General features: G+C 44.4%; 13 protein-coding genes. 12 read left to right on the top strand and 1 reads right to left on the bottom strand.

The genetic code is table 11. The features are described from left to right. The first annotated feature begins 7 nt into the window (after positions 1-7). The 12 genes from folC to IE104_RS08865 all read left to right on the top strand — a co-directional run bounded on the left by folC (position 8) and on the right by IE104_RS08865 (position 14,607). Positions 8-1,318 (top strand): bifunctional tetrahydrofolate synthase/dihydrofolate synthase, encoded by a 1,311-nt coding sequence (folC, locus tag IE104_RS08920; protein ID WP_189417620.1) that lies wholly within the window; start codon positions 8-10, stop codon positions 1,316-1,318. Continuing rightward, complete coding sequence (locus IE104_RS08915) at positions 1,315-1,908, top strand: SPOR domain-containing protein (RefSeq protein ID WP_189417618.1); 594 nt, start codon at positions 1,315-1,317, stop codon at positions 1,906-1,908. The genes folC and IE104_RS08915 overlap by 4 nt, the downstream gene beginning before the upstream one ends. A 117-nt stretch (positions 1,909-2,025) precedes the next feature. Next, positions 2,026-2,544: a CvpA family protein gene (locus IE104_RS08910; RefSeq protein WP_189417616.1), complete on the top strand. Its 519-nt coding sequence runs from the start codon at positions 2,026-2,028 to the stop codon at positions 2,542-2,544. Between the two features lie 80 nt (positions 2,545-2,624). After that, positions 2,625-4,151, top strand: coding sequence for an amidophosphoribosyltransferase (gene purF / locus IE104_RS08905; RefSeq protein ID WP_189417615.1), 1,527 nt, complete (start codon positions 2,625-2,627; stop codon positions 4,149-4,151). A 42-nt stretch (positions 4,152-4,193) separates the two neighbouring features. Beyond that, the gene (locus IE104_RS08900; protein WP_189417613.1) at positions 4,194-4,451 is read left to right on the top strand and encodes a DUF8082 domain-containing protein; all 258 of its coding nucleotides are present in this window, start codon (positions 4,194-4,196) and stop codon (positions 4,449-4,451) included. Between the two features lie 45 nt (positions 4,452-4,496). Next, a complete protein-coding gene (locus IE104_RS08895) occupies positions 4,497-5,447 on the top strand; it encodes a Tll0287-like domain-containing protein (RefSeq protein WP_189417611.1) in 951 nt (316 codons plus the stop codon). A 99-nt stretch (positions 5,448-5,546) separates the two neighbouring features. Then, on the top strand, positions 5,547-6,740 hold the full coding sequence (locus IE104_RS08890) for an O-succinylhomoserine sulfhydrylase (RefSeq protein WP_189417609.1): 1,194 nt from the start codon (positions 5,547-5,549) through the stop codon (positions 6,738-6,740). 78 nt (positions 6,741-6,818) lie between these two features. Further along, positions 6,819-7,745 (top strand): AAA family ATPase, encoded by a 927-nt coding sequence (locus IE104_RS08885; protein WP_189417608.1) that lies wholly within the window; start codon positions 6,819-6,821, stop codon positions 7,743-7,745. Positions 7,746-7,785: 40 nt separating this feature from the next. Then, the gene (locus IE104_RS08880) at positions 7,786-8,745 is read left to right on the top strand and encodes a DUF58 domain-containing protein (protein WP_189417606.1); all 960 of its coding nucleotides are present in this window, start codon (positions 7,786-7,788) and stop codon (positions 8,743-8,745) included. Next, positions 8,745-10,733, top strand: a complete 1,989-nt coding sequence (locus IE104_RS08875) for a transglutaminase TgpA family protein (RefSeq protein ID WP_189417604.1) — start codon at positions 8,745-8,747, stop codon at positions 10,731-10,733. The genes IE104_RS08880 and IE104_RS08875 overlap by 1 nt, the downstream gene beginning before the upstream one ends. Positions 10,734-11,101: 368 nt before the next feature. Then, on the top strand, positions 11,102-12,373 hold the full coding sequence (locus tag IE104_RS08870) for an ammonium transporter (protein ID WP_373298486.1): 1,272 nt from the start codon (positions 11,102-11,104) through the stop codon (positions 12,371-12,373). 167 nt (positions 12,374-12,540) lie between these two features. Further along, positions 12,541-14,607 (top strand): glycosyl hydrolase family 28-related protein, encoded by a 2,067-nt coding sequence (locus tag IE104_RS08865; protein WP_189417601.1) that lies wholly within the window; start codon positions 12,541-12,543, stop codon positions 14,605-14,607. A gap of 6 nt (positions 14,608-14,613) precedes the next feature. On the opposite strand, the gene IE104_RS08860 is transcribed toward IE104_RS08865, so the two are convergent. Next, positions 14,614-15,408 carry a TrmH family RNA methyltransferase gene (locus tag IE104_RS08860; RefSeq protein WP_189417599.1) on the bottom strand — a complete coding sequence of 265 codons (795 nt, stop codon included), beginning with the start codon at positions 15,406-15,408 and terminating at the stop codon, positions 14,614-14,616. Positions 15,409-15,416: the final 8 nt, after the last annotated feature.

The following is a 15,416-nucleotide window of genomic DNA, read 5'->3' as shown; positions in this document are numbered from 1 at the left end:
TCTCTCTATGAGATTCACGTCATTAGCAGATTGGTTGGGGTGGCTTGAACAAAGCCATCCTAAAGAAATTGATCTTGGTTTAGATCGCATTCGCCAAGTTGCTGCGCGATTAGATTTACTTAAACCCCATGCAAAAGTTGTTACTGTTGCAGGAACTAATGGTAAGGGTTCTTGCGTTACGGCAACGGCGGCTTTGTTGCACGCTGCCAATTTCAATGTGGGAGTTTATACCTCGCCACATTTACTGCATTACAATGAACGAATCCAAATAAACGGCAAGCCAGTTGCCGATGAATTTATTTGCGCAGCCTTCGAAAAAATTGCGGATGCTTGTGGCTCCTCAACTCATGCGAACGAAATTAGCCTTACCTATTTTGAATATGGCACTTTGGCCGCACTCGAAATTTTCAAGCAACACAATGTTGATTGCATGGTGTTAGAGATTGGCCTTGGTGGGCGGCTCGATGCAGTCAATATTATTGATGCAGATGTCGCGGTCATTACATCGATTGCTATTGATCATCAAGATTGGTTAGGTGACAACCGCGAAGTTATAGGGCGAGAAAAAGCAGGGATTTTGCGCGATCAACAATTGTTTGTTTGCGCTGATGAACATCCTCCACAAACAATCCTGGATCTTGCAAAACAATTAAATACACATGCCCATTTCATTGGAAAAGAATTTTCATTCAGTGAGCATGGGCAGTCCTGGCTTTGGCAAGGTAAAACGGCGTTAGGTGATGATGTACATTTACCAGCCATGCGCGCTCCCCATTTACCTTTGCCAAGCATGGCTGCTGCCTTGCAAGCAATAAAATTATTAAATGTTGAATTAGCGCCTGAATACATTGAAAAAACATTATTGAATTTAAATTTGCCAGGCCGCTTTCAAAAAATTGTTTATCAAAATCGCGAATTTATTTTGGATGTTGCTCATAATCCTGCCGCAACAGAATATTTTTCCAAGCGTTTGACTGCCGAGCCTGTAGCCGGAAATACTTTCGCTATAGCCGCTATGATGAGCGACAAAGATCGCATTGCCAGTTTGGCGAATTTGGTTGCTGTGGTGGATGAATGGTTTTTACTGGATTTATCGAATATTCCGCGTGCCGCCAGCACTCAAGCTTTATCTGAAAATTTATTATCATTGAATGCCAAGGTTAAACAATCTGGCGATATAAACCAGCTGATGGGCAGCGTTTTGGCGCAGGCCCAACCACAAGATCGCGTAGTGGTATTTGGTTCTTTCTTCACCGTTGCCGCTGCGTTGGATTTTTTATTGTCGGCGGATACACAAGCTTCTCGAGGTCCACTGTGAGATACACATTAAAGCATCGGTTAATCGGCGCGGCAGTATTGGCCGCCGTAGCAGTGTTGCTGCTGCCCAGCTTCTTTAAGGAGAAGAAAGATTACCAGGTCAACACCAAATCCCAGATTCCTGCCCGCCCGAATTTGGTAGCAGAAGAATTCAAATCGCCACAACCCGTTCCCAATATAGAACCGGCGCCTGCACCTGAAACTATGTTTGCACCCACGGAAGCTGCGCCCGAGCAATCCCCGGCAGTTGCCGCTTCGTCTGCCAGCACAAGTTCTACGGCTTCGTCCGTCAAAGCAACAGTTGCACATGCTTCTTCAGTGCCTGCAATGCCTTTAAATCAGCAAGGTTTGCCAGATGCCTGGGTGGTTCAAGTCGGTAGTTTTACGACTAAAGAGGCTGCCAATAAATTGCGTGATGATTTGCAGGCCGATGGGCAAAAGGCCTACGTGCGTACAACGACTAGTGGCAACAGTTCGATTAGCCGCGTTTATATAGGCCCCAAGTTGGATAGGGCACAAGCCCAGGCACTTAAAGAGCAAATGGATAAGCGCCTTAAGGTGAAATCCATGGTTATGCGCTTCCAGCCGTAAGTGATCAGGTGTCGAACAATCGCGAATGTCACTAGTAAACTTGTGGTTAAAGAGCTGTTTGATATGGGACGGCTCTGTTAAAATGCGCCTCCTTAGTGAAGCGGGGAATTCCGGCGCATGAATTGGGCAGATTGGGCCATAGTGATTGTTTTGACGCTATCCAGTGTTATCAGCCTCGCGCGCGGTTTTATCAAAGAAGCCTTGTCGCTTGTCATCTGGGTTGTAGCCTTGGTTGTTGCCAATGTGTTCAGCCACCGTCTTGAAGTTTTTCTTGTTAACACAATATCTACACCTTCATTGCGGGCTATGGCGGCCTTTTTGTTGGTCTTTATTGGGGTATTGCTAATCGGCGCCCTCCTAAATTTTTTGATTGGCCTTATTGTAAAAGCGACAGGTTTATCAGGTACAGATCGCCTGCTGGGCACGGTGTTTGGATTTGTACGCGGGCTACTCGTGATAATGATCTTTTTGATTTACGTACCTAATTACGTAGCGATTACTAAAGACCCCTGGTATCAGCAATCTCAACTAATCCCTTATTTTTCACCTTACCAGGCAGCGGTGCAAAACGGGATTAATGGCATTACTGCCTGGGTTGTCGGTTTATTAAAAAAACCTGAAACAACAGCTGTGTAAACAACAGCGTGTAGAATAGTTAGCAAAGCTTTTTAACCAGAATTTTAACCACGTTTTCGATTTATTAAAGGTGAGCAAGTATGTGCGGCATTGTAGGTATTGTGGGTAAGCGCGATGTCAACGTTCAGTTGTATGATGCACTAACCATACTCCAACATCGCGGTCAGGACGCTGCTGGTATAGTGACCTGTCAGGATGGCCGCATGGCGCAACAAAAAGCCAATGGTCTGGTGCAAGATGTATTTAGAACGCGCCATATGCAGCGTTTAGTTGGAAATATGGGGATTGGTCACGTTCGCTATCCAACTGCAGGTAGCTCTGGTCCTGCCATGGCTCAACCTTTCTACGTGAATTCGCCTTACGGTATAGCGCTGGCACACAACGGTAACCTCACCAACACCGAAAAGCTCAGCGAAGACTTATTTAAAACGGATCTGCGTCACGTAAATACAGATTCGGATTCAGAAGTACTGCTCAATGTGTTCGCCCACGAACTACAATTACAAGGCAAATTAAAACCAACACCGGATGATATTTTTGCGGCGGTAAGCGGCGTACACAACCGTATTAGCGGTGGTTATGCGGTTGTCACCCTGATTGCCGGCTATGGCTTAATTGCCTTCCGCGATCCGAATGGTATTCGCCCTCTGGTTTACGGCTCGCGCGAAGGCGAAGCGGGTGTTGAATATATGGTTGCCTCTGAAAGCGTTGCGCTGGATGTTTTAGGCTTTCATTTGATCGACGACGTTGCACCTGGCGAAGCAATTTATATCACTGAAGACGGGCAACTGCATCGCCGTCAGTGCGCCAAGCATTCGCGTTTGGCTCCTTGTATTTTTGAGCACGTATATTTTGCGCGCCCTGATTCCATTATGGATGGTATTTCGGTTTACAAAGCGCGCTTACGTCAAGGCGAAAAATTAGCGGATAAAATTCTGCGTGAAAGACCCGATCACGATATTGATGTAGTGATCCCAATTCCGGATTCAAGCCGTGTAGCAGGGCAAGCGCTTGCACAAAAACTCGGCGTGAAGTTTCGTGAAGGTTTGGTAAAAAATCGTTACATCGGCCGCACATTTATTATGCCCGGTCAGCAACAACGTAAAAAATCTGTACGCCAAAAATTGAATCCTATCGAATTGGAATTCAAAGGCAAGAATGTGTTGTTAGTGGATGATTCAATTGTGCGCGGGACTACCTGCCAACAAATTATCCAGATGGCCCGCGATGCAGGTGCGCGCAAAGTGTATTTCGCGTCTGCAGCACCGGCGGTGAAATATCCGAATGTGTATGGCATTGATATGCCAACCACATCTGAATTAATTGCACACGGTCGTACTGACGAAGAGGTGTGTAAAGAAATCGGCGCTGATTGGTTAATTTATCAAGATCTAACGGATTTGATTGCAGCATCTACCGAAGGTAACAGCAAAGTGACCGAATTCGATTGTGCCGTATTTACTGGCGAATATATTGGTGGCGATGTAACCCAGGAATATTTGGATAGGGTAGCCGCGGCGCGTAATGACTCCGCTAAATCCAATAAAAAAACCGGTAAGCCTACTGATGCGCCTATGGGGCTTCACAACGGCGCATCTATGAGTTGATCTATTTATTGTGTTTAATTTTTTAATGATCAAGGAACCCAAATGGTAGATCACTCAGGTTTAAAAAAATTATCGCCGGCTGCAAGACAATTGGTTTTGCAGTTAAATGATTTGTTCGCTGAATTTGTAGGGCCTATTGGTCAGGATATATCGCAAGATGTATTTGACCAGTGGCTTGCTAGCGGAAAATTTGGCCCGGCAGCCATTCGTCATTATGCCTTGGCACTGGGCGAACAATTAGATGCCAATTCTGAACGCCAGGTGTTTTTACAAAAAGCAGAAAAATTGTTGCTTCAATAATAATACAAACTAATAAGACTAAACCTCGTTGTAAGGATGTATGGAATGAAAAAGAATAAGATATCTATCTCCGCAAAATTCGTCGCTTTATTTTTGCTAATAGTGAGCCTAAACACCTTGGCTTATTATTTTATGCTGCAAAATATTTATCAGCAGGAACTTAAATCCCAAGCTAAAACGGTGGTTTCTAACGTTGAGTCATTTGGTGCGTGGGTCGCACAAAATGGCAGGGTTTGGGTAAAGGAGGGCAGTAAAGAAAGTTTTCTGAGCCAGGAATTGTACAAAGCTTCATGTGAAAATATTGATGAAGAAGGATTTGTGCATTTCTATTCCAAGAACCCGGCTTTGGCACAACGTGAATTTTCAGAAGTGGTTGCAAAATCTTCTTCGCCGGCCAAATTCCATATGACATCACAAAATGTGATGAATCCAGTTAATGCTCCGGACGACTTTGAAAAAACGGCCTTGGCAATCGTAACCAAAACCGGTGCAGCTGAGTACTCCGAATTTGTCGATGGACAATACCGTTTTGCGCAAACGATTTATCACAAGGCATCTTGTATTTCTTGTCATGGTGATCCAGCAAAAGCGCCGGAAGATGTTATCAAGCGTTATGGATCTGAACACGGTTTTGGATTTAAAGAAGGTGACGTTGCTGGTGTGATTAGCGTAAGCATCCCTGCTAATCCGCTGTATATGAAGGCCTTGAATTTTGTTGGTATAAAAGAAATTGTTTTGATTCTTGTGCCTTTTATCATCGCACTCTGGTTTGTTCGCGCTGCAATTATATCGCCTATTAAAAAGCTAACTGAAGTTGCCCATGAGGTATCAACCGGCAAAGACACACCAGTGGATACTGCTGGTATTGATCTCAATACTCATAACGAAATCCATCAATTAACCTTGGCTTTAAGCCGTATGCGTAACAGCACGCAGCTTGCATTGAAGAAAATGCGTGAAGCTCGCGCCGAGGCAGAAAAGCATCGCAAGTCCTAAGCTGGAGTAAATATAAAGATGGGCACTAAAGTGGTGTTTGGTTTTTGGTTAATTTAGTCGTACATTATTAGTGACCATATTTGATACAGGCTTAAGCTAATGGAACATTTTGAACAAGAACTTTTGCAATACGAACTTGATACCCTGGCCGTGCGTGCGGGTCAGGTGCGCACTCATGAGGGTGAGCACAGCGAAGCTTTATTCCTGACATCAAGCTACGTATTCGGCAGCGCGCAAGAAGCTGCTGAGCGTTTTTCTGGCGCGCAAGCCGGCAATGTTTATTCGCGTTATACCAACCCAACGGTGCGTGCATTTGAAGAACGCATTGCTGCGCTTGAAGGTGCAGAATCTGCCGTTGGTACTTCATCAGGCATGGCTGCCATTCTAAGCACTTGCATTGCATTGCTAAAAACAGGTGATCACATTGTTTGCTCACGCAGTGTGTTTGGTACCACCACCGTTTTGTTCACCAAATTTATGCAGAAGTTTGGCGTCACAACAACATTTGTTGCGCCAACTGATTACGCCGCGTGGGAAGCTGCTTTTACACCCGCGACAAAAATTGTGTTTGTTGAAACGCCATCAAATCCCTTATGTGATGTGATAGATATAGAACGCTTGGCAAATATCACTCACAAGCACACTGCCTTGTTGGTGGTGGACAATTGTTTCTGCACACCCGCTTTGCAGCGTCCGTTGGAGCTAGGTGCAGATTTAATTGTGCATTCCGCAACCAAATATATTGATGGCCAAGGCCGTTGTTTAGGTGGCGTAGTGGCTGGACCAAAAGTATTGGTAGACGAAGTGCTTGGATTTATTCGCAGCGCTGGCCCAAGCTTGAGTCCATTTAATGCGTGGATTTTTTTAAAAGGTCTGGAAACCTTGCGTTTGCGTATGGAAGCTCATTCCAGTAACGCACTTGCACTTGCGCAATGGTTGCATGCGCACCCTAAAGTAGAAAAAGTGTTTTACGCAGGTTTGCCTTCACATGTGGGGCATGAACTTGCTGCAAAACAACAATCTGCTTTTGGTGGTGTTTTATCGTTTCGCGTAAAGGGTGAACGCGAAGCTGCATGGAAAGTTATTGATGCAACAAAAATTATGTCGCTTACTGCCAATCTTGGCGATACTAAAACCACTATAGTTCACCCTGCGACAACAACTCATGGCCGCTTGACGCCTGAGCAAAAAATCGAAGCAGGTATAACTGAAAATTTGATTCGTATTTCAGTGGGTCTGGAGTCTGTAAAAGATTTAATTGCAGATCTAGAGCGCGGATTAAATTCCATTTAATCAAAAAGTCACTTTCGCAATAGGCGAGGGTGACAACCCTTTTCTCAATACTCCTGATTCAAACCAGAAGGATTCGCTGTGAGAAAATTCATTGAAACACTTGTAAATGAAATTGGCAGAGTTCTTCTTGGTAAAGATGAGAAGATAAAACTCGCCTTGGCTTGCCTCTTGGCAGATGGCCATCTCTTGATTGAAGATTTACCCGGTATGGGTAAAACCACGCTTTCCCACGCGCTCGCAAAAGTGTTGGGTTTAACTTATAACCGTGTGCAATTCACCAGCGATATGTTGCCAGCGGATATCTTGGGTTTATCTATTTTTGATCCGCAGCAGCAGAAATTTACGTTTCATAAAGGCGCTATATTTACGCAAGTTTTATTGGCCGATGAAATCAATCGAACCACACCAAAGACCCAAAGTGCTTTGCTGGAATCCATGGAAGAGCGACAAGTCACTAATGAAGGGACGACCTACGAGTTGCCGCAGCCTTTTTTTGTGATTGCTACGCAAAATCCTATGTCACAAATGGGCACCTATCCTTTGCCTGAATCGCAACTGGATCGTTTCCTGATGCGCATTAGTTTAGGTTATCCAGATGCTGAAACTGAAAAGCTTTTATTCAAAGGTGGTGATCCACGTGATCAATTGGCGCAACTGCGCGTGTGCTTAACTCCCGACAAAATTCCAGAAATAAAACGTGCAATCAGCGCGGTAAAAGTTTCAGATAGCCTGGTAGATTATGTTCAACGTCTAGTGCATTACACTCGCACGTCAGACGATATAGTTGTGGGGCTTTCTCCCCGCGGTGCCATGGCACTCATCAAAGCGACAAAAACCTGGGCGTTCATGCATGAGCGAGCCTATGTGGTCCCCGAGGACGTACAATATTTATTTTCAGCAGTTGTGTCTCACCGCATTATTGCTAAAGGCAATGCTGCACATCAAATAGGACAGGATTTACTGGTAAAAAAAATATTATCTTCTGTGCCAGTGGTGAACAACTAGCGGTTCAATAGCTGTTTAATTTTTGCAGAGGATTTACCTCTTGTCCCAGATCGATCAATATTTTCAGCGTTGGATTAGCAAAAGATCGCCGCGGGCAAACCAGGTTGTGCTGCAGCATCGTACGATTTATGTGTTTCCCAGTAAGCAAGGCGCCGCTTTTTTAGTATTGATTCTGCTTATCTGGATTTTGGGCACCAATTACCAAAATAATTTAATTTTAGGTTTATCCTTTTTTTTAACCAGCGTGATGTTGGTATCTGTTATTCACGCTTTTAAAAATCTCCTCGGTTTAATTTTCATACCCGATGCTATTCAACACGCTGCGGTTGGTGATGTGGCTTCCTTTGATATTGAAATTAGTTCTTCATATCTGAATGATCATCACGGTCTTTTATTGCGAGTTAATGCTGACTTTGATCCGATTCGAGCTGATGTCATTGCAGGGAAAGTCACACAGGTTCGTCTGAATTTACCGGCGCGGCATCGCGGATGGTTAAAGTTGCCGCGCATAGTTTTAAAAAGTTATTTTCCATTCGGTTTAATTCGTGCGTGGGCATACATAGATCTTCATCATCGCGCTTTGATTTTTCCAAAACCTATCGCCTGCGATCAACCACCTTTAGGGCCGGGACAGGGCGATGAAGGCATTTACGTGTCAATGCAGCGCGGTGACGAGTTTCAGGGCTTTCAAAATTACCAACCGGGTTCACCTTTGTCACAAATCGCGTGGAAACAATATGCGCGTGGTGCTGGTCTGCATCTTAAAGACTATCGCGCTTTACAAAGCGAACATTATTGGTTGGATTGGCAGGCGCTGAATACTCACGATACTGAATTGGCATTATCAAATTTAACTTATTGGGTAAATTATTTTGCGGATAGCAATATTGAATTTGGTTTGCGTTTACCGAACCAAACCATCGAGCGTGGTACGGGTGATGTGCATCGGCTAAATGCCTTAACAGCTTTGGCTCTATTCGGTTGGGTGCAGGAGGATTAATGATATTTAAAAAGTCCCCTGCACAAGAACAACCTATATCCCGCACAGGTTTGGCATGGTTGCTTTGCGTGCAAGTTTTTATTTTGGCTCCCCATTTTGTAACTGTACCCGCCTGGATTGCCTTGGTTTGGATAATGGTCGCGTTTTGGCGCTGGAGAATTTTTCAAGGCGCGTGGAATTATCCGGGGAAACTGAAAAAAACGATTTTGGTTTTTGTTTGCTGTGCGGGTTTATTTTTTAGTTTGGGATCGGGTTTTAAATTTGAATCTATGGTGAGCCTTCTCATCATTGGATTCACGTTAAAGTTGTTAGAGTTAAAAAATAAAAAAGATTTTGTGCTGCTCATCTTTATTGCGTTTTTTATTTTGGCCGCGCAGTTTATAGCCTTTAATCACTTTCTTGCTGCCTTTTATGGTTTTGGTTGTCTATCGCTTTTATGCGCAACTCTTATGCAGCTCTACAGGCAATCTGAACACGATTCCATTTGGCGAAATATTCGCCCAAGCATTGCAATTTTACTGCAAGCAATTCCATTTATGATTTTGCTGTTTGTAGTGGTTCCTCGTCTTGGCTCTTTTTGGGCGGTGCCAACACCTTTGCAAGCGAAGACGGGTATGAGCGATTCAATGTCTCCCGGTGATTTTACCGAATTAATGGAATCTAATGAGTTGGCGTTTCGCGTTAGTTTTGCAACTGAAATACCTGCGCGAGAAAAGCTTTACTGGCGTAGCTTGGTGTTCTCGCTTTTTGATGGAAAAAAATGGTCGCAAAGCCGCGAGCAGAAATCTGGAAACTATTTCAATCAGGCTAGCGATAATTTGCGCTCACACCTTGAGTATAAAGCTGACCGGGTTGAGTACGATGTGATTGCAGAGGCAAGTATGCAATCCTGGCTCTATGCTTTGCCTGCGCCGGAATCCTGGTCGCGCAATCTTGCTTTTGCACGCGATATGCGTTTGCGAGCCTTTGATCCTGTTATAGAGCGCATGGGTTATCACGTGGTTTCATCCTTGACTTACCAGCTCAACGAAATAGATGCAGAGGAGCTTGAGCAAAATAAACAGCTACCTAAGAACGGTAACCTTAAAACGCGCGAGCGCGCGCAGGAGTGGTTGGCGGAAACTGGCAGTACAGAAAAACTCATTGCCAAACTCTTTGAATATTATCGCCAGAGTTTCTTTTACACACTTAAGCCGCCGCCTCTAGGTGTCGATACGGTCGACGATTTTTTATGGAACACGCGTCAGGGATTTTGCGAACATTTTTCCAGCAGCTTTGTATTTTTTATGCGCGCAGCGGGAGTTCCTGCACGGGTCGTCGTCGGTTATCAGGGGGGCGATATCAATTCAGTCGATAACTCGCTCGCGGTTCGCCAACGCGATGCCCATGCCTGGGCGGAGGTGTGGTTGGATGGGCGCGGTTGGGTTATGTTTGATCCTACCGCCGCCGTTGCGCCTGAGCGTGTGCAAAAAGGAATCGAGCAATCATTATCGGCAACAGATCAACAATTTTTGGCCAAGCCTTTTGGTTCTTCTTTTAAATTGTTGTCACTTGTGCGCGAGCAGTGGGATGCGGTAAACCTGACGTGGATACAGTGGGTTATGAATTACGATTCAAGCTCGCAGGCGTCGCTTCTAGAAAAGTTGTTGGGAGATGTCTCGCCCATGCGCATTGCTGTCTTGATGGTGCTGACGGGCGGCGGCTTTGGGGTTTTGCTATTTGTGTTACTGATTTTTCGCTCTAGCAAACAGGAGTTGCCGGAAACTGCGCGAGTGTATCTACAATTGTGTAAAAAACTTAAAGGCGCTGGTTTTGCCCCCCAATCCACTGAAACACCACGCGCTTTTATTGATCGCGTTATTTTGTCCAAGCCCAATTGGGCGATTCCGCTACAGGGATTCATCGAGCTTTACGAGCAATGGGCTTACGCAGAAGATTTGGAGGCTGAAGCTAAAGTGAAAGCCGCTGTGCGTAAATTTAGAATCTGAAGATAAAATGTTTCAATTTTGTGCCTGTGATATTTTGAGTGATTTAAAATGGTGCAAAAAAGAATGTTGGCCGATTTTGTTGTGATAATAACTTATTGAAAAATATAATAAAAAATATGTGGTATGGTTTGTGCTCACGCCTCATGCCTGCGAAATAATTTATCTTTCTTGCCCAAAAATGGGGTTTTAAAGGTTAATTAACCAGCAATTTCAATCCCGATCTCGAAAATTCTGGCTAAAAATAATAGTCGTTGAATCAAATTGGGGCAGTTTTATCACTCTATAAAGTTCGCACGCTCAGTAGCGGACAAAAAACATAAGGTGTGATTATGAAGAAGACCATTTGTTTATCCCTGGCTGCGGCAGTTATGTCGGTGAGCCAACTGGCTACAGCAGAAACGGCACCTGTTGTACTCAATAATGCCAATACAGCCTGGATGCTGACCGCGAGTGCTTTGGTATTGTTTATGACTTTGCCAGGCTTGTCGTTGTTTTATGCGGGTTTGGTGCGCGTTAAAAACGTGCTGTCGGTGTTGATGCAATGCTTTGCTATAGCCGCTATTGCCTCCTTATTGTGGGTTATTGTTGGCTACAGCCTGGCGTTTGGGCCAGGCAATGAATACATCGGCGATTTCAGCAAGGTTTTCCTTGCGTCCATCAAAAAGGATGATTTGTGGGGCGATATCCCCGAAACCCTGTTTGCTATGTACCAAATGACTTTCGCGGTGATTACACCTGCGTTGATCGTAGGTGCTTATGCTGAGCGCTTGAAGTTCTCTTCCATGTTGATTTTCTCGGCTCTGTGGTTGCTGCTATGTTACGTACCGGTTTGCCACTGGGTGTGGAGCAGCTCTGGCTGGTTGTACAAAATGGGCTTGCTCGATTTTGCGGGTGGTACCGTCGTACATATCACCGCTGGTGTTGGCTCTTTGGTTGCTGCTCTGGTGATTGGCAAGCGTAATGGTTTCCCGACTGTTGCCATGCCACCACACAACATGACTATGGTGGTGACCGGCGCGGGTATTCTCTGGGTGGGTTGGTTTGGCTTTAACGCAGGCAGTGCATTGGCAGCGAACGGTAACGCCGCAATGGCGATGTTGGTTACACATCTATCTGCAGCGGCAGGTGCGCTGGCGTGGATGAGTATTGAATGGATGAAGTTCAGAAAGCCAAGCGTGCTGGGTATTGTGACAGGTATGGTTGCAGGTCTCGGCACTATCACTCCTGCATCAGGTTATGTTGGTCCTGGCGGCGCGATTGTGATTGGCTTGGTAGCTGGTGTTATCTGTTTCTTCATGACGCAATTGGTTAAGCGTGTGTGGAAAATCGATGACTCGCTCGACGTATTCCCTGTTCACGGTGTGGGCGGGATTATCGGAACTTTTATGGCCGGTATTTTTGCATCTACGCAATTAGGCGCGTTTAGCGGTTTGGGCTTTGCTGCTGGAATCGAAAGCATTGGCCAACAATTGCAAGTGCAAGTTATCGGTATTGTGGCAACCTTGGTCTTCAGTGTTGCGGTAACTTATTTGCTGTTGAAGGTGACGAGCTTGCTGACTAATGGCTTGCGTGTTACCAAAGATGAAGAGTCTGTTGGTTTAGACATCAGTCTGCATGAAGAAGACGGCTACAAGTTGTAATGCTTGTCTGGCCAGAGGTTGCAGGCCTTATGCAACCTCTGGTTTATTTGTGGTTAGCAGGGATTATTGATTAGGCTGTCACAAAAGGAATTAATGATTTGTAAACCTCCATGATTTTTGTTTTTTTCCGTACTAGATTTTTTTGAAAATAAAAAACGGAAAAGAATATGAACACATTCCTGACTCGATTTGGTTTGCTAATTGCCCTATCTATTTTTCTGTCTGCTTGTGGAGGCGGTGGCGGAGGAGGTGGTAGTTTTGGTGGCGGTAATACGCCTGAATCCCCAAAGAATTCAACTTCAGCAAGTTCTGTTTCTACGAGCTCTATAAAATCCAGTAGTTCGAAGTCTGTTTCTAGTTCGAGTTCTTCCAGTCTGGTTGCAACCAGTTCGTCCAGCGAATCCAGCAGTTCGTCCAGCTTGGTTAATTCCACTAGCTCTTCGGTAAGTAGTTCTGCGTCTTCTCAGTCCAGTAGTGCTTTATCATCTTCATTGAATTCTACCTTGTCATCAACAAGTAGTTCGCGTTCGTCTTCCTTGTCATCATCTTCCAAAAGTAGTGTTTCTTCTTCCTCCAGTTCAGCAAATCATTTTGTTGTAGCTGATATAACAGCTGCTTTTGATGTGGCAACAGGTACAGCGACACAACCCAAACTCACCATTAAAAATTTAGATGTGGGTGATGAGTTGCGCATTTATAAAGAGACTGAATGTGAAGGGGCAGATATAGCAAGATCAATTAGCGTGAGCGATAAGTTGCAATTGCAGTTTGGTACTCCGCTTGAGCTTGGCCATCATCATTTTTCAGTGGCGGTCAAAAAAAGTGGCCAAAATAATTTTGTGTGTACCAGTGTTTATCCTGAATATTCAGTTGTCCCTGTTACATCCCAATTTGTTAATGTGAAAGATTTTGGAGCCAGAGGTGATGGCGTAACTGATGATACTGCAGCTATTAATGCAGCTTTAGCATCTGCAAAAACGCAAGCCAAACATTTATACATACCTGCAGGAACCTATATCTGCAATCAGGCGACCAATGTAAATAACAGCGATCGATTGCTCACTGCCAGTATTGGTGGTTGGAACAATGCAGTTATTTTTGGTGATGGTGCTAGCAGTAAATTGGTCACCAGCCTGAATACGAAATCTACACTTATGTATCTTTATGCTTATAGCAAAGTCACGAATTTCAAAATTTATAATGTGAGCTTTGTAAGCAATCACGCACCCGCGCAAACCGAATATCAATACGGTTTATTTTTGCAGGGCACTGGTGTACAAAATATGGTGGGTGCAGATGTTTCAGACAATCAATTTATCGGTTTTGGTGGCGCTTTACAGGGGCAAGGACTCAATGGGTTGAATATAGCGCACAACGAATTCTTAGCGCCGCGGGGCCACGATGAGTCAAAGTTTGGTACCACTCCTGCAGTGTTTGTGTGGCTGTTCGATAACGCCAATGGCTTGTGTAATGATGTGAAAGTACATCACAACTTTGCAGATGGTTTTAGTGGTGATAAGAATTTGGCTAACACAGTTTCTAAAAGAGCTATGGATGGATTTTTTCTCGGCAATGTTTATGGTTTAGAGGTTTATCGCAACAAAACACAAAACTTTATTGAGGAGCACTATATCTTTTTGCCGCCTTCAACAGCGCCCGATACTGCGGCGACTATTTATGCTCACGACAATTATTTGGATGCGAGCATAATTCCCGGTTCGCAATTAGATAACGGTCAGCCTAAAAAAGATAATTATGGTTTCCGCTCGGACGCAAGCCATGTGCGCATTGAAAATAATGACATCATCAATTTCACCTTGGGGATTCTTGTTCGCACTTTCGATAATTTACAGCTGCAAGCCAAGGATATTGTAATTACCAAAAATCGATTCAGTTCGGGTGATGATTCGGGTGCCTACACAGTAAGGTCGGCAATTTACGTGATTGGAAATACTAACTTTGCTTTGGATAATGTTGAAATATCGCAAAACCACATAGAGCTTAAATCGGCTGCGCCAACAAAAAGTTACGATGCGTTGACTATCGCTTACGTAAAAAATACGGTGGTGAAAGAAAATGAAATACTGCAGCTTTATTCAGGTGTGAGTGCTTTTAGTGTCATTGCGCGAAATTACATGAACGTTAGTTCGGTTGAGGATTTTGCTAACACTGTGCAGGGAAGTAATCTGATTCCTTACAAAAAAAATGCAAACGATCAAATCAATTTTCACTAAAAGGATTTAAACCGAGAAAGCGATGAGCGCAGCTGTCACTGCAACGTTTAAGGATTCAACGCCATTGTTCATAGGAATGCGAATGCTGGCGTTACAAAGCTGAGCTACCTCTTTGGATACGCCTTCAGTTTCATTGCCGAGAACATAAACGCAGGCTTCTTGAGGATTAAAATCTTTCAGTACAGTATTGGCGTGAGATGAGAGTGCACACACAAGGCTGTTCTCAGCTTTAAAATCCTTGAGCGCCGCCGCTAAATTTTTGCAGCGTAAAATAGGCGCGCGAAATACAGTGCCTGCGCTGGCTTTAATCACTAGCGGGTCAATTTGTGCGCTACCTTGTTGTGGTAGAAGAATTCCATCAATATTGCCAGCGCAAGCTGAGCGAATAATCATGCCCAGGTTTTGCGGATTGCTGACGCCGTCTAATGCAAGTAATCTGAATTTCTTGCCTTTATTATTTGCGAGAAAATCATCGTAGGTTTGAAAACCGCGACAAATTAAATCAGCGGCGACACCTTGGTCTTGGCTGGAGTTCTTGGAGATGCGTGAAAGGGCAGCGCGATTGTGGTAAAGAATCTCTGCGCCTTTGGCTTCGGCGAGTTTGATAATATCATCCAGAATTTCTGCTGATTTATTGCTGTCGGCTAAATGCAGGCGATGAATGTTGGTAGCTTTATCCTGCAAAGCTTCCAGCACAGGCTTGCGCCCGTAAACAGTTAACATTCCGTCAAAGAATTTTTTCTTTTCCAGATAAGCCTGGCTATCGCCACGCTCATTGTTGGTGTCAGTTTTTTTAGTCATTGGATTTA

Origin of the sequence: Cellvibrio zantedeschiae (assembly GCF_014652535.1) — a bacterium.
Lineage (GTDB): Bacteria > Pseudomonadota > Gammaproteobacteria > Pseudomonadales > Cellvibrionaceae > Cellvibrio > Cellvibrio zantedeschiae.
Note: the sequence above shows the minus strand (reverse complement) of the source record. Positions and strands in the feature narration are given on the sequence as shown.